Source organism: Novosphingobium sp. 1529, assembly GCF_040544855.1.
GTDB classification, from domain to species: domain Bacteria; phylum Pseudomonadota; class Alphaproteobacteria; order Sphingomonadales; family Sphingomonadaceae; genus Novosphingobium; species Novosphingobium capsulatum.
This window is the reverse complement of sequence record NZ_JBEPKW010000002.1, coordinates 513,898-531,191: the sequence shown is the minus strand read 5'-3', so window position 1 is coordinate 531,191 and position 17,294 is coordinate 513,898. Positions and strand designations below refer to the sequence as shown.

14 protein-coding genes are annotated in these 17,294 nt (G+C 65.3%); 5 read left to right on the top strand and 9 right to left on the bottom strand.

Translation table 11 applies throughout. The features are described from left to right. Positions 1-50 precede the first annotated feature (50 nt). Both ABIC78_RS07700 and ABIC78_RS07695 read left to right on the top strand, forming a co-directional pair. Positions 51-515 (top strand): RNA polymerase sigma factor, encoded by a 465-nt coding sequence (locus ABIC78_RS07700; RefSeq protein ID WP_354488681.1) that lies wholly within the window; start codon positions 51-53, stop codon positions 513-515. Further along, positions 512-1,228 (top strand): anti-sigma factor family protein, encoded by a 717-nt coding sequence (locus tag ABIC78_RS07695; protein ID WP_354488679.1) that lies wholly within the window; start codon positions 512-514, stop codon positions 1,226-1,228. Before ABIC78_RS07700 ends, ABIC78_RS07695 begins: the two co-directional genes overlap by 4 nt. 63 nt (positions 1,229-1,291) lie before the next feature. Here ABIC78_RS07695 and ABIC78_RS07690 read toward each other — a convergent pair whose 3' ends face one another. The 4 genes from ABIC78_RS07690 to ABIC78_RS07675 form a co-directional block, all read right to left on the bottom strand. Then, positions 1,292-3,577: a TonB-dependent receptor gene (locus ABIC78_RS07690; RefSeq protein WP_354488677.1), complete on the bottom strand. Its 2,286-nt coding sequence runs from the start codon at positions 3,575-3,577 to the stop codon at positions 1,292-1,294. Positions 3,578-3,641: 64 nt separating this feature from the next. Beyond that, positions 3,642-4,901, bottom strand: a complete 1,260-nt coding sequence (locus ABIC78_RS07685) for an MFS transporter (RefSeq protein ID WP_354488675.1) — start codon at positions 4,899-4,901, stop codon at positions 3,642-3,644. Positions 4,902-4,980: 79 nt separating this feature from the next. After that, positions 4,981-6,057 carry an LLM class flavin-dependent oxidoreductase gene (locus tag ABIC78_RS07680; protein WP_354488673.1) on the bottom strand — a complete coding sequence of 359 codons (1,077 nt, stop codon included), beginning with the start codon at positions 6,055-6,057 and terminating at the stop codon, positions 4,981-4,983. Further along, entirely contained in the window at positions 6,054-6,962 is a 909-nt protein-coding gene (locus tag ABIC78_RS07675; RefSeq protein WP_354488671.1) for an aldo/keto reductase, read from the bottom strand. Before ABIC78_RS07675 ends, ABIC78_RS07680 begins: the two co-directional genes overlap by 4 nt. Before the next feature lie 30 nt (positions 6,963-6,992). Between ABIC78_RS07675 and ABIC78_RS07670 the strand changes: the two genes are divergently transcribed. Further along, on the top strand, positions 6,993-8,081 hold the full coding sequence (locus ABIC78_RS07670) for a Gfo/Idh/MocA family protein (protein WP_354488669.1): 1,089 nt from the start codon (positions 6,993-6,995) through the stop codon (positions 8,079-8,081). Between the two features lie 79 nt (positions 8,082-8,160). On the opposite strand, the gene ABIC78_RS07665 is transcribed toward ABIC78_RS07670, so the two are convergent. The 4 genes from ABIC78_RS07665 to ABIC78_RS07650 form a co-directional block, all read right to left on the bottom strand. Then, positions 8,161-8,442, bottom strand: coding sequence for a hypothetical protein (locus ABIC78_RS07665; protein ID WP_233250961.1), 282 nt, complete (start codon positions 8,440-8,442; stop codon positions 8,161-8,163). Positions 8,443-8,510: 68 nt separating this feature from the next. Beyond that, positions 8,511-9,944 (bottom strand): efflux transporter outer membrane subunit, encoded by a 1,434-nt coding sequence (locus ABIC78_RS07660; protein WP_354488666.1) that lies wholly within the window; start codon positions 9,942-9,944, stop codon positions 8,511-8,513. Between the two features lie 5 nt (positions 9,945-9,949). Then, the gene (locus ABIC78_RS07655) at positions 9,950-13,120 is read right to left on the bottom strand and encodes an efflux RND transporter permease subunit (RefSeq protein ID WP_354488664.1); all 3,171 of its coding nucleotides are present in this window, start codon (positions 13,118-13,120) and stop codon (positions 9,950-9,952) included. A 6-nt stretch (positions 13,121-13,126) separates the two neighbouring features. After that, positions 13,127-14,305: an efflux RND transporter periplasmic adaptor subunit gene (locus ABIC78_RS07650; protein WP_169047784.1), complete on the bottom strand. Its 1,179-nt coding sequence runs from the start codon at positions 14,303-14,305 to the stop codon at positions 13,127-13,129. 107 nt (positions 14,306-14,412) lie between these two features. Between ABIC78_RS07650 and ABIC78_RS07645 the strand changes: the two genes are divergently transcribed. Together ABIC78_RS07645 and ABIC78_RS07640 are read left to right on the top strand one after the other, a co-directional pair. Then, positions 14,413-15,102, top strand: a complete 690-nt coding sequence (locus ABIC78_RS07645; RefSeq protein ID WP_354488661.1) for a TetR/AcrR family transcriptional regulator — start codon at positions 14,413-14,415, stop codon at positions 15,100-15,102. Positions 15,103-15,294: 192 nt separating this feature from the next. After that, entirely contained in the window at positions 15,295-15,585 is a 291-nt protein-coding gene (locus ABIC78_RS07640; RefSeq protein ID WP_354488659.1) for a hypothetical protein, read from the top strand. An 18-nt stretch (positions 15,586-15,603) separates the two neighbouring features. On the opposite strand, the gene ABIC78_RS07635 is transcribed toward ABIC78_RS07640, so the two are convergent. Continuing rightward, positions 15,604-17,082: a sensor histidine kinase gene (locus tag ABIC78_RS07635; protein ID WP_354488657.1), complete on the bottom strand. Its 1,479-nt coding sequence runs from the start codon at positions 17,080-17,082 to the stop codon at positions 15,604-15,606. Positions 17,083-17,294 lie beyond the last annotated feature (212 nt).

The following is a 17,294-nucleotide window of genomic DNA, read 5'->3' as shown; positions in this document are numbered from 1 at the left end:
TCTATCCATGGGAAAAGGCAAGAACGCTGACCGACCGTTTTGAAACCGCCATGCTGGCCCTGCTGCCCCGGCTTCGCCGGTTTGCCTTGGGCTTGGCACGCGACGGTGCGCGGGCAGACGATCTTTGCCAGATGACCGTGGAACGCGCGCTGCGCAGCCGCCAGCAATGGCAAGAGGGCAGCCGCCTCGATAGCTGGATGTATCGGATCATGCGCAACCTGTGGATCGACGAGGCCCGTGCCGAAACCCGCCGTGGCCAAACCTTTGTGGACGAAGAAGCGGGCGTGACTGTGGGCGCCGATGGCGGGCAGGAGGCGCGGGCGGAGCTGTCCGACGTGGACCGCGCGATGGCGCGCCTGCCCGATGAACAGCGCGAGGCGGTCTTGCTCGTGATGGTCGAAGGCTGGTCCTACAAGGAAGCGGCCGAGATCGTTGGTTGCCCGGTGGGCACCCTCAATTCCCGCCTGGTGCGCGGGCGCGACGCGCTTCTTGCCATGCTGGGAGACGACCTGTGACGCCCTCTCCCGAAACTCTGGCTGCCTATGCCGATGGCGAACTCGATGCGGTGATGCAGGCAGAGGTCGAGCGCGCCATGGCCGCCGATCCCGCGCTGGCCCGGCAGGTTGAGCGCCACCGCGCGCTCAAGGCCCGGCTTGCCGCGCATTACGCCCCGGTGTTGGATGCGCCTTTGCCGCCCGGTTTGCTCGCCGCGGCCAGCCAGCCACATATCAGCGCCGAGGTGATCGATTTCAACGCCGCCCGTGCGCGCCGCCCGAGACGCCTGGTGTGGGGCGGGGGCATCGGCCTGGCGCTTGCCGCATCGCTGACGCTGGCGGTCGTGCTGCAGCATCCAGGCGGGAATGGCGCGGGGCCGGGCTATGCCGATGGCGCACTGGCCAGCGCGCTCGATACCCAGCTGTCCGGTCAGGCGCCCGCTGGCGCTGCCGCGCGGGTGGTGATCAGCTTTGCCGATGCATCGGGCGCGTTGTGCCGGGGCTATGACAGCAGCCAGGGCGGCGGCATTGCCTGCCACAACGCGCGGGGATGGAAGCTGATCCGGCAGGTGGGCGGCGGCGCAGCGGCGGGGCCGGGCGACGATGGCGCCTATCGCCAGGCCGGCAGCCATGATGCGGCGTTGATGGCCCTGGCGCAGGACATGGCGCAAGGGCCTGCGCTCGATCCCGCCGCCGAACGCGCGGCGCGGGCAAAAGGCTGGCGCAAGCCCTGACGCGTCTTGTCGGCATCCGCCGCGTGCCCCTGCCTGGGGCGAGACACGCGGCGGATCGGCCGATCAGAACGTCTTGCGCAGCGTCACGCCACCATAGCGCACGTCATCGCGCGGCACATAGCGCACGATGCCGGCCACCCCGCCATTGACCAGGTAGCTGGCATAGTGGGTGTTGGTGATGTTCTTGACATAGGCGCGCAGCTGCCAGCCATCGTCGTGGCCCAACAGCGCGACGCTGCCGTTCCAGATGGCATAGGCGGGCTGGATCGTGCCCGGCGTCTGCGTCAACTGGTACTGCGTCTCGCTCTTGAACGCGATGTCGCTCTGCAGTTCCAGATCGACCGCGTCGGTCAGGGCAAAGCGATAGGCGGCATTGGCAAACAGCTTGACCTTGGGCGCGAAGGGCAGCGGCTGGCCATTGATGTCGCAGCTGGCGGGCAGGCCGGCCGGGCAGTTGAAGTTCAACACCTTGGCATCGTCATAGGCGGCCGACAGATCGACCGTGAAGCCCTTGGTCGGCACCAGGGTGACATCGGCCTCGACCCCTTGGGTGCGGACCTTGCCGGCGTTGATCAGGCGCGTCACCGCCGTGCCGTTGACCAGATCGGCCACGTTCGCCTGATAGTTCTTGAACGTGGTCGAATAGACCGCCAGCGCATAGCGGACCGAGCGATCGGCCGTGCTGCCCTTGATGCCCACTTCGAATGAATTGGAGGTTTCGGGCAGCAGCGCGATTTCGTCGGTCGGCTGCATGTTGAAAAAGGCGTTGTAGGCCGGCCCCTTGTACCCGCGTGACCAGGTGCCATAGACTTGCGTGTGGCTGCTCACGTCCCACTGCAGCCCGGCGCGCCAGGAATCGCCACGGGTCGACGTGCTGCCGTTGCTGTTGTGATAGGCGCGGATGCCCGACACGTTGAACGCGGCACTGCCGGTGTTGGCCGGATCGGCCGTCGACGTGCGCACGTGATAATAGCTCAGCTTGTCCCAGGTGGAGCGATAGCCGGCGATGGCGCGGAAATTGCTGGTGAAGTTGATGTTGGCTTCACCAAACAGCGCATAGTTGTTGGCGCGGATGCCGTACTTGGCAACGCCGGTCGTCACGCCAGACGTGCGCGTCAGATCACGCTGATAGCGCTCGTCGGTTTCCGCGCGCAGGGCATAGGCACCGATGACATAGTCGATCAGCTTGCCCTTGGGCGAGGTGAGGCGCAGTTCCTGCGAATACTGGTTGGTGTTGACGTCACCATGGTCGTCGCTCTGCGGCTGCACGGCGGGCGAGGCCTGCGTGGCATCGAGATCCTGGTGCTGGTGGTTCTTCCAGCCGCGCCAGGCGGTGATCGAGGTGACCTTGTAATCCCCCAGCGAGAGATCGGCGGTTAGCGATGCGCCGAAGTTCTCGTCGCGCACGTTGGTATCGAACGTGGTGGCGGCGGTGCGGTTGCTGGGCCCGGCAGTAATGCCATAGCCGGCCAGGATGCCCACCAGCGTTGGCGAGGCAGTGACCGCATTGGTCGGATAGGCGATCTGGTTGGTATTGGCATAGACCCCGTTGGAGGTCGTGTCATAGCTGTGCAGCCAGTCCCCTGCGAGCGTCAGCGTCAAGGCGTCGCTCGGGCGCGCCTCGATCTTGCCGCGCAGGCCATAGCGTTCAAACCCGTTGACCTTGTCCTTGGTCACCGCGTTCCACACGTTGCCCTTGTAGTTGGCGTAAACGCCGTCGATCCGCGCCGCGACCGTATCGGTCAGGCCGCCGGTGACGCCGGCCTTCACGCGGTATTCGGCGTCGGTTGTGGCGCCGCCTTCGACATAGGCGTGGAAGGCCTGGGTGGGCGCGGCGGTGACGATGTTGATCACGCCAGCCGAGGCGTTCTTGCCAAACAGCGTGCCCTGCGGGCCGCGCAGCACTTCGATGCGCTCAACCTCGCCCACGTCGAGCGTGGCCTGGCCGGGGCGGTTGAGCACCACGCCATCGAGCACGGTGGAAACCGAGGATTCGACACCCGGTGACGTGGTGATCGTGCCCACGCCGCGAATGAACACGGTGCGGTCCTTGTTCGATGCGCCGCTGCGGAAATCGACCGTGGGCACGCTGGCCGACAGGTCCTGGAGATTGTGGATGCCGCGATCGTTGAGCGACTGGCCGCTGACCGCGCTGATCGCGATCGGCACTTGCTGCAGGCTTTCGTTGCGGAAACGCGCGGTGACGACGATTTCGCCCGGTGCCGGCGCGTCTGCTTCTGCCGGGGCAGGCGCCGCGGGCGGAACATCCTGGGCGGCGGCGGCGGCGGGCACGATCAAAGCACCGGCGAGCAAGAGCGCGCTGCGCAGCGAAACGGAAAACTTCGGCATCGATTTCTCCCTTGAACGCGGCGGCGCTATACTCAACCCTATAGGTAGAGAAGAAAGTTTTTCTTTAGTGCCCCAACGCCATGCCCATGGCGCTTCCTTCGGTCCCTTCCTCCACCGCGACGATGCGCGGCATGCCCAGCCTGATCAGCCCCAACGCCAAGAGGTAAGAGACGGCAGCAAAGGCAAAGAGCGGGCCATAGCCCAGCCCGGCCGCCAGGGTGAGGCCGGCAATCTTGGTGATCGCGGTGCCGCCCATATTCCCACAAAACGCGGAAAAACCAGTGACGCGGCCCACGCGTGCGCGCGGGGTGACATCGGCGATCAGGCCAAACAGGCTGGTGGAAAATCCCTGGTGTCCGGCCAGCGCCAGTGCCAGCACCGCCGCGGCGCTCCACGCGCTGGGGGCCAGCAAGGCCAGCGGCACCGGCGTGACCACCAGGGCAGAGGCCAGCATCACGCGCTTGCGCACGCGGTCGATCGACTGGCCGGCGCCGATCCAGCGGCTCGACAGCGTGCCGGCCAAGACCGATCCGACTGCCGCGCCCGCATAGGCGAGGGCCAGCGGCGGGCCGAGTTCGGTGCCGGCCAGCCCAAACGCGCGGTGGAAATAGTCCGGCATCCAGAACAGCATCAGGAACCAGGTGGCATCAGACAGCACCTTGGCACCGGCGATGATCCAGGTGCGCCGCTCCCGCCACACCGGCCTGGCGCCATGATGATCTTGCGCCTTGGCCATCGGCGTATCGGCAAAATCGATGCCGCGCGTGGCCAGCCACCAGGCGAGCGCCCAGACCAGGCCCAGCGCGCCGGCCATGACAAAGGCTGCGCGCCAGCCCCAGATCGCTGCAACGATCGGAATCGCCAGTGGCGCCAGGATCGCGCCGATCGAGTTGATCGCGTTGGACAGGCCGATGCCGGTCGAGCGCTGCTCGGGCGAAAAGATCGCCGCCATCGTCTTGATGCCGGCCGGGGTGCCCATCGCCTCGCTCGCGCCAAGGCTGATGCGGCAGGCCATGAACGCGGAAAAGCTGCGTGCCCAGCCATGCGCCATCGCGGCAAGGGACCAAGCCGCTACGCCAAAAGCATTGGCCCGTCGCACGCCCAGCCGATCGACCAGCCAGCCCGCCGCAAGAAAGCCGAACGCCGCCCCGGTTTGAAACAGCGCCGCCAGCGTGCCGTAATCGTCATCGCTCCAATGCAGGTCGGCGGCGATGGTTGGCTTGAGCACCGCAATAATCTGGCGATCGACCAGATTGAGAATGCCCGCCGTCAGGGCCAGTGCAAACAGCAACTGGCGGCGGCGGGGGCTGAGCAGGGCAGTCATCGGTGGCGGCACTCCTTTGCCATGCCTGTTACGGGGTGCGGCAAGGGAGTGCCAGAAAGTTCAACTTTTGCAGTAGAGATTAAAACGGTGCGTGGTCGATATGCGGCAAGACGTGGCGAGCAAACAGATCCGCCTCGCGCGCATGGGGATAGCCCGAGAGCACAAAGGCCTCGATCCCTGCCGCGCGATAGGCGTTGAGCTTGGCCAGAACCTGGTCAGGATCACCCACGATCGCCGCGCCGCAGCCCGATCGGGCGCGCCCGATACCGGTCCACAGATTGTCTTCGACATAGCCATCGCTAGCGGCTGCCTTGCGCAGGGCGGCCTGGGCCTGCACACCCACCGATTGGGAATCGAGCGACTTGGCGCGGATCGCTGCGCCTTGCGCGGCGTCCAGCTTGCTCAGCAGGCGATCGGCGGCGGCGCGGGCCTCGCTTTCCGTCTCGCGCACCACCACGTGCACGCGATAGCCGCAGCGGATGGTGCGGCCATGCCGTGCCGCGCGGGCTTTCATATCAGCGACGATGTCTTTCACCGCCTCCATGCGGTCGGGCCACATCAGATAAACATCGCAGCCCTTGGCGGCGGTTTCGCGCGCCGGTTCAGACAGGCCACCGAAATAGAGCGACGGCACGCGCGGCGCGGCCTGCAACATGCGTGGCGCGTCGAGCTTGAGGTTCCAGAACCGCCCCTGGTGATCGAGTGGCTGCCCGGCGAGCAGGGTACGCAGGATGGCGATCGCCTCGTCGGTGCGTTCATAGCGCGACGCCCCGTCAAGCGTTTCGCCCGGCAGGTCGCTGGAAATGATGTTGACCGTCAGTCGCCCGCCCAGGATCTGGTCGATCGTGGCGATCTGGCGTGCCAGTTGCGCTGGCCACATTTCGCCGACCCGCACCGCCATCAGCAGCTTGATACGCCGCACCTGCGTGGCGATCGCGGCGGCAAAAGCCGTGGTATCGAGGCCCAGGGCATAACCCGAGGGCAGCAGGATATTGTCAAACCCGCCCTCTTCGGCACCCAGCACGATATTGCGGCAATGCTCCCAGCTTGATTGCAGCGCCGGGTCGCTTTGCCCGAGATATTCATAGTCGTCATCGCAAAGCGCTGAAAACCAGCTGATTTCGCAGGGATTTTGGGTTGCGGGATGTTGGGTCACGGCATGGATTCTCCGCGCGATGCTTCCAGCACCGCGTACCATTCGCCGCGCGTCCATTCGACCTTGAACGCGTCGCGCAGCGCGGCAATGCGGGCAGGTTGCTGCGAACCGACGATGGGCACGATCCGCGCCGGGTGCGCCATGATCCAGCTCAACGCCGCCGCGCTCGCATCGGTGCCATAGGCCGCGCCCTGCTTGGCCAGCAGCGCGCCGACCGGGTGCGCGGCATCGGTCAGCCTGCCACCGCCCAGCGGTGACCAGGCCAGCACGGCCATCTCGCGTTCCATCGCCTGGTCCAGCGTGCCATCATAGAGCGGGTCAAACCGCGCGGCGGAATATTCCGGCTGCGTCGACACCAGCGGGAAGGGCAGGAAGGCCTGCAATGCCGCAACCTCGGCCGGGCTGTAGTTCGACACGCCCACGTGCTTGACCTTGCCTGCCTCGACCATCTCGACCAGCGCGTCGGCCACTTCGCGCGGGTGGGTGAGGAAGTCGCGCCGGTGGATCTGGTAAAGGTCAACGCTGGGCAGCCCAAGCCGCGCCAGCGAGGCATCGATCGCGCTGCGCAGATAGGCCGCGGTCGAATCATAGGGCTTGCCCAGCCAGATGCCGCCCTTGGTGGCGATCACCATGCGCTCGCGCCAATGCGGATTGGCGGCCAGCGCCTTGCCGAACAGGGCCTCGGCCCCGCCAAAGCCGACCGGGGCATCGCAGCCATAGATATCGGCGGTATCGAACAGGGTTACGCCCGCATCCAGCGCGGCTTCCACGCGATCGGCAATGGCGCCCAGATCATCGTTGCCGTCGGGGCTGGCCAGCCGCCACATGCCCCAGGCAATCGGGAAAACGGCAAGTCCACTCTTGCCGAGCGCGACGGGTTCGGTCTTTAGGCTGAGGTTCGTCATGGAGAGCGCCATGGCACAAGGAGCTTGGTGATGGTAGAGAAACTGCGTTACGGCTTGGTCGGCACCGGCATGATGGGGGTGGAGCATATCCACAATATCAAGCTGTTGCCCGATGCCGAAATCGTCGCCATCGCTGATCCCGAAGCAACCTCGATCGACTGGGCGTGGGCCGCGCTGGGTGATGCGGGCCAGGATGTGGCCGTGCATGCCGATGCCGCCAGCCTGGTAGCCGCGGGCGGAATCGATGCCGTCGTTGTCGCGTCGCCCAATTTCACCCATCGCGCCGTGCTGGAGCCGCTGCTCGCCAGCGACGTGGCGATCCTGTGTGAAAAGCCGCTGTGCACCACCATGGCCGATGCGCGCTGGGTGGTGGAGCAGGCCGCCGCGCGCCGCGCGCCGTTCTGGACCGGCATGGAATACCGCTTCATGCCGCCCGCTGCCGCGTTCATCGATGCCATCCACGCCGGCCAGGTGGGCGCGCTGCACATGCTCTCGATTCGCGAGCACCGCTTCCCGTTCCTGGTCAAGGTGCGCGACTGGAACCGCTTTTCGGCCAAGACCGGCGGCACCATGGTCGAAAAATGCTGCCACTTCTTCGATCTGATGCGGCTGATCACGCAGAGCGAGCCGGTGCGGGTCTATTGCTCGGGCGCCATGGACGTGAACCACGTGGACGAGCGCTATGAGGGTGCACGGCCTGATATCATTGATAACAGCTTTACCACGGTGGACTTTGCCAACGGCACCCGCGCGATGCTGGACCTGTGCATGTTTGCCGAAGGGGCCGAACACCAGGAAGAAATGAGCGCGACGGGCGACAAGGGCCGGCTGGATGTGTTGATCCCGCCCGGAGACCTGGTGTGGTCGCCGCGCGTGCCCTGGCCGGGGCCAAAGGCGGTTGAACGCCGGCACGTGGCGGTGGACGAAACCGCGCTGGCGGCCGGATCACACCACGGATCGACCTATTATCAGCACGCGGCGTTTGCGCGGGCGGTGCGGGGTGAAGGAGATGTGCTGGTGACGGCCCATGACGGGCTCATGGCCGTAGCGATCGGCACGGCGGCGGAGATCAGCGCGCGTGAGCACCGCGCGGTGGACATGGCAGAGGTGCTGGGTTGATGGGCCAGCAGTGAAGGCGTGAAGGCAAATAACCAAGGCCGGGCGGCGGACCCTCTGCCGCCCGGCCCTGGTTGGAAGATCAGTTGGCGGCGCCGCGGCGCATGTGCTTGCCGCCATAGCGCTGGCCCAGATAGGCAGAAAGACGGCGCAGGTAGCTGACAGCCTCGGTCGCGCTACCATTGTTGCACGGCAAGGGATTGCGGCTGGTGCCGGTGGCACGACGCTCCACCTTTTCGCACAGCAGCTCGATATCGCTGCGGCTCAGCAGATTCTTTTCCCGCATCAGACACAGCAGCGATTCGAGGATGATCAGGCTTTCATCGCCCGCATCGGTTACGCCGTCACGCATGCCTTCGCTCATCGCCAGACCTCTTCCGTATATATGTTATGCAACAGATACTATTCCGGTCTGGCGCTTTGGCAAGCGATTCAATCGAGGCCGCCTCCCAAGGTGCGATAGAGCGTAACCAGGTTGTTGGCCCGGGCCAGGCGCGTGGTCACCAACTGCTGCTGCGCGGCATAGGCGCTACGCTGTGAATCAAGGGCAGTGAGGAACGATTCTACCCCGGCCCGGAACCGCGCATCAGACAGCATGGCGGCCTGCTGGGCGGCCTGAACCCGGGCGGTTTGCGCGGCCATCTGTTCGTCGATGGTGCCGCGCTGGGCCAGCGCATCGGAAACCTCGCGGAATGCGGTCTGGATGGTTTTCTGATAGGTCGCCACCGCCGCATCGCGTGATGCCTTGGCATAATCGAGATTGGCCTGGTTCTGCCCGAAATTGAACAGCGGCAGGCTGGCTGAGGGCGAGACGGTGTAGGTTCCCGTTCCCGACGAGAACAGGTTGCTCAGCGTCGAACTGATCGTGCCGATCGTGGCGGTGAGCGAGATGCGCGGGAAGAACGCGGCCCGTGCCGCGCCGATATTGGCGTTCTGCGCGATCAACTGGTGTTCTGCCTGGAGCACGTCGGGCCGGCGCAGCAGCACGTCGGAACCAAGATTGCCCGGAAGAGCATCGATCGTTGCCGGTTCGGTGCCCAGCCCCTGCGGTTGCAATTCGGTGGGCACAGGCGCACCGGTCAATAGCTGTAGCGCGTTGAGATCCTGCGCCACCTGGGTTTGCAGCACGGCAATGTCATTGCGCGCCGATTGATAGCTGGTTTCCGCCTGCTGCATTTCCAGGGCAGAGGTCACGCCGATGCGGAACTGCGCCTTGGTCAGATCCAGGCTCTGCGCATAGGCCTTGAGCGTGCGTTCGGACGTGGCCAGCTGATCGCGATCCGCGCCCAGCGTCAGCCAGGCGGCGGCGATTTCACCGATCAGGGTAACGCGCGTGGCGCGCCGCCCTTCCTCGCTGGCCAGGTACTGCTCCTGCGCCGCCTTGGAAAGGTTGCGCAGGCGCCCGAACAGGTCGATCTCGAACGAAGACAGCCCGACGTTGCCAGTGAAATACTGGATGTCGGCCGGGCCCGCGCTGGCCGCGCCACCAGCGCTGGCGGCAAAGGACGCGGTGTTGGTGTAAGTGCCCGATCCGCTGGCGCTGATCGCCGGGAACAGGTTGGCGCGTTGCGAGCGATATTGCGCGCGCGCCGCCTGCACATTCGCCACGGCCAGGCGCAGGTCCTGGTTGTTGGCCAGGCCCAGCTCGATGATCTGGCGCAGGCGATCGTCGCGAAAGAATTCGCGCCAGCCGATCCGGGCCAGGTCTTGCATTTGGGCCGCGTCAGCCGCCGGATAGACGCCTTGGCCCTGGGGCAGGGCCGGCGGCACGGCTGGCGCCGGCCGGGCATAGCGCGGCGCCAGGTTGCAGCCCGACAAGAGCAGGGCAGGCAGCACGGCCGCGAGCACGGTTTGGGATTTGATCACGACAGTCAGACTCCCTGGGGCGCGGACGCGCCCTCGTCGTCTTGGGTATGGGTTTGATCGGCCTGCTTGCGCCGCGTGAAGAGGTTGAAGACCACCACGAAGAACATCGGCACAAGGAAGATCGCCAGCACGGTTGCGGAGAGCATGCCGCCCACGACGGCACGACCGATGGCATTCTGGCCGCCAGCACCAGCCCCGGTCGCCACTGCCAGGGGCAGCACGCCGAAGATGAAGGCAAGGCTGGTCATCAGGATCGGTCGCAGGCGCAGCCGGGCGGCACTGATCGCCGCGTCGAATGCGCCCATGCCGTCGCGCATGCGCTCTTCGGCAAATTCCACGATCAGGATCGCGTTCTTGGCCGACACCCCGATGGTGGTGATCAGGCCCACCTGAAGGTAGATATCGTTGTTCAACCCCGTCAGCGTGGCTGCCAGCACCGCACCGATCACGCCCAGCGGCACAACCATGATGACCGAGAGCGGCACGGACCAGCTTTCGTACAGCGCAGCAAGGCACAGGAACACGATCAGCAGCGAGAGGCCATAGAGCGCCGGCGCCTGCCCACCCGAAAGCCGTTCTTCATAGGAAAGACCGGTCCACTCCAGCGCGGTGCCGGGGGGCAGCTTGGCGTGGATCGCTTCCATCGCGGCCATGGCGCTGCCGGTGGCGACGCCCGGTGCCGGTGCGCCGAGGATTTCCATCGAAGGCAGGCCGTTGTAGCGGGTGAGCTGCACCGGCCCCTTTTCCCACGAGATAGTGGAAAAGGCGCTGAAGGGCGTCATGCTGCCGTTGCTGGATCGCACGAACAGCTTGTCCATGTCTTCGGGCGCCATGCGATAGGGCGCATCGGCCTGGACATAGACCCGCTTGACACGGCCGCGATCAACGAAGTCGTTGACGTAGCTGCCGCCCCACGCCGTGGCGATCGTGCTGTTGATCGTGGACAGATCGAGGCCGAGCGCACCCGCCTTTTCCTGATCCACCGTCACCTTGAGCTGCGGCGCATCGTCGAGCGAGTTGGGGCGTACGCCGACCATGCTCTTGTCCTGCATGGCCATGCCCAACATCATGTTGCGAATTTGCAGCAGCCGGGCATGCCCCAGTCCGGCCTGGTCCACCAGTTGCAGGTCGAACCCGGTGGCATTGCCCAGTTCCTGCACGGCCGGCGGTGTGATCGCGAAGATCAGCCCGTCGCGATAGGCGGCAAACGCGCCCATGGCGCGCCCGGCGATCGACTGGGCCGCGTTGGCCTTGCCAGAGCGTTCGCTCCACGGCTTGAGCGGCACGAATGCGAGGCCGCTGTTCTGGCCCGATCCCGCGAAACTGAAACCATTCACCGTGAACACGCCGGCAATGTTGGCGCTTTCCTGCTTGGTGAAGTGGTCACGGATCACGGTGAGGCCCTTTTCCGTGCGCGCGGCGGTAGAGCCGGCTGGGCCTTGGACCAGAGCGATGACCATGCCCTGGTCTTCGTCGGGAAGGAACCCGCCGGGCAGCCGCACGAACAACAGCGCCAACCCGCCCACGATCAGGGCATAGACCACCATCGAACGTTTCCAGTTGCGCGCGGTGGAGCGCACGCTGCGTTCGTAGCGTTCCTGGCCGGCATCGAATTTTTCGTTGAACCAGCGGAAGAAACGGGCCAGCGGCCCATTGCTTTCCTGCTCATTGGGTTTGTGCGGCTTGAGAATGGCGGCGCACAGCGCGGGCGTCAGCACCAGGGCGACGAGCACGGAAAGCGCCATGGCCGAAACGATCGTGATCGAGAACTGGCGATAGATCACCCCGGTCGATCCGCCGAAGAACGCCATCGGCAGGAACACGGCCGCCAGCACCATGGCGATGCCGACCAGCGCGCCGGAAATCTCGTTCATCGATTTGCGCGCAGCATCGATCGGGCTGAGGTGCTCGGTCACGATCAGGCGCTCGACGTTTTCGACTACCACGATCGCGTCGTCAACCAAGAGGCCGATGGCCAGGACCATCCCGAACAGCGTGAGCGTGTTGATCGAATAGCCCGCCACCGCCATGACGGCAAAGGTGCCCAGCAGAACGACAGGAACGGCGATCGTGGGGATCAGCGTGGCGCGCCAGTTCTGCAGGAACAGGAACATCACGAGGAACACCAGCACCACGGCCTCGACCAGGGTGTGCACGACCTGCTCCACCGAAAGGCGGACGAACGGCGTGGTATCGTAGGGGTAGATGACCTTGATGTCAGACGGGAACTGCGTGGAAAGCTCGTTCACGCGGGCCTTGATGGCGTCAACCGTGTCCAGCGCGTTGGCGCCAGGCGCCAGCTTGATCCCAAGACCAGCGGCAGGCTTGCCATTCCACTTGGATTCAAATCCGTAGTTTTCCGCGCCAACCTCGACGCGGGCAACGTCGCCCAGGCGGACCACGGCGCCGTCGCTGCCGATCTTGAGGCGGATCTTGGAGAATTCCTCTGGCGTGGACAGGCGCGATTGCACCGCCACGGTCGCGTTGAGCATCTGCGTGCCCGGTGCGGGCAGGGCGCCGATCTGGCCGGCCGAAACCTGGGCGTTCTGCGCTTTCAGCGCGGCCGTGACATCGGCGACCGACAGGGCGTACTGGTTCAGCTTGAGCGGATCGAGCCAGACGCGCATCGCGTATTGCGACCCGAAAATCTGCGTGTCACCCACGCCCGAAACGCGCGACAGGGGATCCTGCAGCTTGGAAACGAGGGTGTCGGCCAAGTCCGCGCCGGAACGCTTGCCGCTCTCCGAATACAGGCCAACGAACATCAGGAAGTTCTGCGTCGCCTTGGCGACTTGCAGGCCCTGTTGCTGCACTTCCTGCGGCAGCAGCGGGGTGGCCGCCTGCAGCTTGTTCTGCACCTGCACCTGGGCGATATCAGGGTTGGTGCCCTGCTCGAACGTGAGGGTGATCGTCACCGTGCCCGCAGCGGAGGACGAGGACGAGAAATACCGCAGATGATCCAGCCCCTTCATCTGCTGTTCGATGATCTGGGTGGTGGTCTTCTCCAGGGTTTCGGCGTCAGCCCCGGGATAGGTCGCTGTGATCGACACCGCCGGTGGGGCAATTGCCGGAAACTGCGAGATCGGCAGCGTGCGGATAGCCAGAACGCCGGCCAGCATCAGCACGATCGCGATGACCCATGCGAAGATGGGTCGGTCGATGAAAAAGCGTGACATGCGGGATTACTTTCCCTTTGCCTGGCCGGGTGCTGTGCCGGCCGGGGCGTTGGGGTTCCAGGCCTGCGGATTCACCGGCATCCCCGGCTGCAGCATCATGCCACCTTCCACGATCACCTTGTCGCCGCTGCGCAGCCCGCCGGTAACGATCCACTTGTCACCCTGCGTGCCGCCGGTCTGCACCGGGCGTGCCTCCACCTTGTTCTGCGCGCCAACCACCATGACCACGGCATTGCCATGTTCATCGCGGGTCAACGCCTGTTGTGGCACCAGCATGGCATTCTGCACCGTGCCCTGCACCAGGCGGGCGCGAACGAACATGCCCGGCAGCAGCAGGCTGCGCGGATTGGGGAACACGGCGCGCAGCACCTGCGAACCGGTCGCCTGGTCCACGGTCACGTCGGTGAACAGGAGGTCGCCTTGCAGCGGATAGGTGCTGCCATCTTCCAGGATCAACTGGACCTTGGCCTTGCCGTCCTTGGTCAGCTTGCCGTCCATGATCTGGCGGCGCAGCTTGAGCAGGTCGGCGCTGGATTGGGGAATATCCACATAGACCGGATCGATGCGCTGGATCGTGGTGAGCGCGGTGGCCTGTGCGGCCGAAACCAGCCCGCCCGTGGTGGTGAGCGAGCGGCCGATGCGCCCGCTGATCGGCGCGGTGATGGTCGTGCGCGCCAGATCGATCTGCGCGGTCCGCAGGGCAGCTTCCTGTGCCGCCACATCGGCCCGGGCCTGTCCGGCGGTGCTCACCGCGTTGTCATAGTCTTGGCGGGCGATGGCGTTGATCTTGACCAGTTCGCCATAGCGGCTCGCCTGGGCCTGGGTCGAGGCGATCGCGGCGCGGGCCTTGGCCAGCGCTGCCCGCGCGCTCATCACCTGGGCCTGATAGGGCGCGGGATCGATGCGATAGAGCGGCTGGCCGGCGCGCACGAAATCACCCTCGGTGAACAGGCGCGACTGGATCAGGCCGTTGACCTGGGGCCGCACGTCGGATGTTTCATAGGCCACCGTCCGGCCCGGAAATTCGGCCGTGATCGGCAGGGGCTGTTCCTGCACTGCCACCACCGAAACGGCAGGCGCAGCGCCGCCGCCTGGCCCGCCGGGACCGCCCGCGCCTGGGGGTTGCGATCCGCATGCCGCAAGGGCCAAAGCCAGCGCCGGGGTGACGCGTCGCAAAAATGTCATGCAAAATCCTGCCGATCAGTGTATGAGAGTGAACGATCACTCACAAATTTGCGCTACTGCGCCGGGGGGCCAGTGGTCAAGCAGGAAATTTTGGGTAGAGAGAGGCTATGACTACGGATCAGGCGCCAGTGTGCCTCAGGGCGGGGGGCAAGGCGGCACAGCGGCGGGAAAAGATTACTGCTGCTGCGCGTAAGCTATTTATAGAAAACGGTTTTCATGCAACCGGCGTGGCTCAGATTGCCAAGGAATCGGGCGTGGCCGTGGGCCAGCTCTATCGCGATTTCGCGTCCAAGGAAGCGATCATCGCCGAGATCGTGGCGTCTGACTCCGGCGAATTCTTGGAACGTGGTGATATCGTGCTGGGCGTTGCCCTCCGTGACGAATCGGCAGTGTGGCAATGGTTGCACGATTTCCTGATTCCCGATCCCGATTGCCCCAACGTGCTGATCGCGGAAATCGTGGCCGAGTCTGCCCGCAATCCCAAGGTGGCCGAAATCTTCAAGCGCTGCCACAACACCGTGCACGCCGGCCTGCTCCGCGCGATCGAAGTGCTCTTGCCTGGCGATGACGTGGCATCGGCTCGTGTCTGTATGGCCGACATGCTGCTGATGCTGTCGCTGGGTCTGATGCAGCACGATCTCATCCGGGGCGAGGCCGAGGCGCGGCGCATGGCAGAGATGGCCTTTGCCTCTTTCCGGGCGCAGATCCTTGCGCTGCGCGGCGCAGACCAGGCGCCCGCTGCCATGGCCGGCGTGGCCTGCCGGTCAAGCGCCGCACGGGATACCGAGCTCGCCTGATCAGTACATTACAACCGATTGCATAGCCTGCTGCGCCGTGCCACGCTGTGTTTCATGGCGAGCGCTGTGCAATCGGCAATATCCGGCGCTGGCATGTTCCTGTCGTTGCCTTGGCGGACACCGCGCGCATGATATCGTTGCATCACCATCTCCGGGCGCTTGCCACCACGCTGGCAGCGGGAACGGTGATGTGTGCGCTGGCCTTTGTCCCTGCCGTCGCGGCGCGCCGCCTTTGGCGATGGGGTGCACGATGATGCGATCGCGCGGCTGACGGCGGCGATGACGCTGAGCGCCGGCGGAACCGCGCTGATGTATTACGGGGAAGAGATCGGCATGGCCGATCTGACCGCGGCGGAACTCACGGACGTGCCGCTCGGCCCCACGCGCGTGCTGCTGACGAGCCAACGCGATGCCACCGTCGATCTTGCCAATCCGGTGCTGGCGCCCTTTGCCACCCGCCTGGTGGCGTTCCGCGTCAGATAGCCGGGCGCATCCGCTGCGTCAGGCGCGCAGGGCCAGGCTGATCCGGCACTGCACGCCGGCCGGCGCAAAGTACAGGTCCACGCGGTTGCCACCGGTGCGGGGCAGGGCGCGTTCGATCAGCGTGGTGCCAAAGCCCTTGCGGTCTGGCTGGCGCACGGCCGGGCCGCCGCTTTCGTGCCACAACAGTTCGACCCGGTTTTCCGCAGCGATGGTATGCCAGGTGACTGACAAGGTGCCGGTTTCGCACGATAGCGCGCCGTACTTGATCGCATTGGTCGCCAGCTCGTGCAGGATCAGGGCCAGCCCCTGTGCGGCAGCGGGCGCGATTTCGGCGCTGGGGCCCTCCATGGTGATGCGGCCGAACAGATCGACATGCAGCTTCATCACCGCCATCACCGTAAGTGCCACGTCGGCCGGCGCCAGATGCCCTTCGATCAGCGCCGGCTGCGTTACCGACAGCACGCTCAGCCGGGCCAGGATATCACGCCGTGCGGTGACCATGTCATGCGCATCGCGCAGCGTGGCGGAAACCACCGCCTGGGCCATGGCCAGCGTGTTCTTGATGCGGTGCACGCTTTCCCGCATGATTGTGGCCATGCGCTGTTCGGCGCGCTGCTGCTCGGTCACGTCCACGCCCTGCACGAAAACCCCGTGCACCGCGCCGGCGGCATCGCGCAGCGGCTGATAGGCGAAATCGAGATAGCGTTCTTCCGGCGGAAGGCCCGGCGCCAGTTGCAGCGAGACGAGCGCGCTGCGCCCGATATAGGGCTGCCCGGTGCGGTAGACACCGTCCACCAGGTCGACAAACCCCTGTTCCACCACTTCGGGCAAGGCCTCGCGCAGCGGGAGGCCCAACAGCGGTCGATGCCCGATCAACTGGTTGTAGGCAGCGTTGGCGATTTCGAACACGTGGTCCGGCCCGCGCAGGATGGCGATGAAGCCTGGCGATTGATCGAACAGGTCGCGCATCCGCTCGATTTCGGCCTGCACCTTGTTGGCGCGCATCAGGATGCCTGCCTCGAGGATGGCGGCCCTGCCCGAATCTGCGGTTTGGGTCAGCAGCGCGGTGATGTCGGCGGTGTGCTGCAGGATGTAGCGCAACCTGCCGTCCGCGCTCATGATCGGTACGTGCGTCGCGCTCCAATAGCGCATTGTCGGCACTGTCCCCGGATCACCCACGGCATAAGGGATGAAGGCAATGTGATCGGTTTCATGGGCGCGCTGCACGCGATTGAGCGACTTGCGCAGCAGGCGGTAGCTTTCGCTGTCCGGATCAGCCGGAAAAGCCTCGAACAAGGGCAGGCCGACGAAGGTTTCGCGCGGGCGCCCCACGGCCGCGACATAAGCGTCGTTGCAACCCGCGATCGTCAGATCGGGTTGGAACAGCACATAGGCATTGGGTGCAGCGCCGATCAGCCCGCCCAGGCGGCCATCGACGATAGTGATCTCGTCAATCGGTTCAAAGGCTGCGTCAGTTGGCGTGTGCGGGCGATCCATGCCGTTTCCTCAACATTGTGCACGGCGGTCCCGCAGCGATGAATCTGCCGCTGTGCAGACGGTTTTGGCAGATGTAGTTCCGGGTGATAAAACACCAGATCGCCTTTGTCTGCCGACTTCAGCTTTCGGGCATGCTGTAAAACATTGCAAAGGGATTTTGCGCTATCTCGCTTTGCGCGCAGGCATTGCTAAGGAGGCGGTTGGTCGCCCGG

Coding starts and splice junctions, on each gene's coding strand:
- ABIC78_RS07685 (WP_354488675.1), bottom strand. CDS start 4,901: ATGACTGCCCTGCTCAGCCCCCGCCGCCGCCAGTTGCTGTTTGCACTG.
- ABIC78_RS07665 (WP_233250961.1), bottom strand. CDS start 8,442: ATGAGCGAAGGCATGCGTGACGGCGTAACCGATGCGGGCGATGAAAGC.
- ABIC78_RS07670 (WP_354488669.1), top strand. CDS start 6,993: ATGGTAGAGAAACTGCGTTACGGCTTGGTCGGCACCGGCATGATGGGG.
- ABIC78_RS07655 (WP_354488664.1), bottom strand. CDS start 13,120: ATGTCACGCTTTTTCATCGACCGACCCATCTTCGCATGGGTCATCGCG.
- ABIC78_RS07650 (WP_169047784.1), bottom strand. CDS start 14,305: ATGACATTTTTGCGACGCGTCACCCCGGCGCTGGCTTTGGCCCTTGCG.
- ABIC78_RS07645 (WP_354488661.1), top strand. CDS start 14,413: ATGACTACGGATCAGGCGCCAGTGTGCCTCAGGGCGGGGGGCAAGGCG.
- ABIC78_RS07690 (WP_354488677.1), bottom strand. CDS start 3,577: ATGCCGAAGTTTTCCGTTTCGCTGCGCAGCGCGCTCTTGCTCGCCGGT.
- ABIC78_RS07700 (WP_354488681.1), top strand. CDS start 51: ATGCTGGCCCTGCTGCCCCGGCTTCGCCGGTTTGCCTTGGGCTTGGCA.
- ABIC78_RS07635 (WP_354488657.1), bottom strand. CDS start 17,082: ATGGATCGCCCGCACACGCCAACTGACGCAGCCTTTGAACCGATTGAC.
- ABIC78_RS07675 (WP_354488671.1), bottom strand. CDS start 6,962: ATGACGAACCTCAGCCTAAAGACCGAACCCGTCGCGCTCGGCAAGAGT.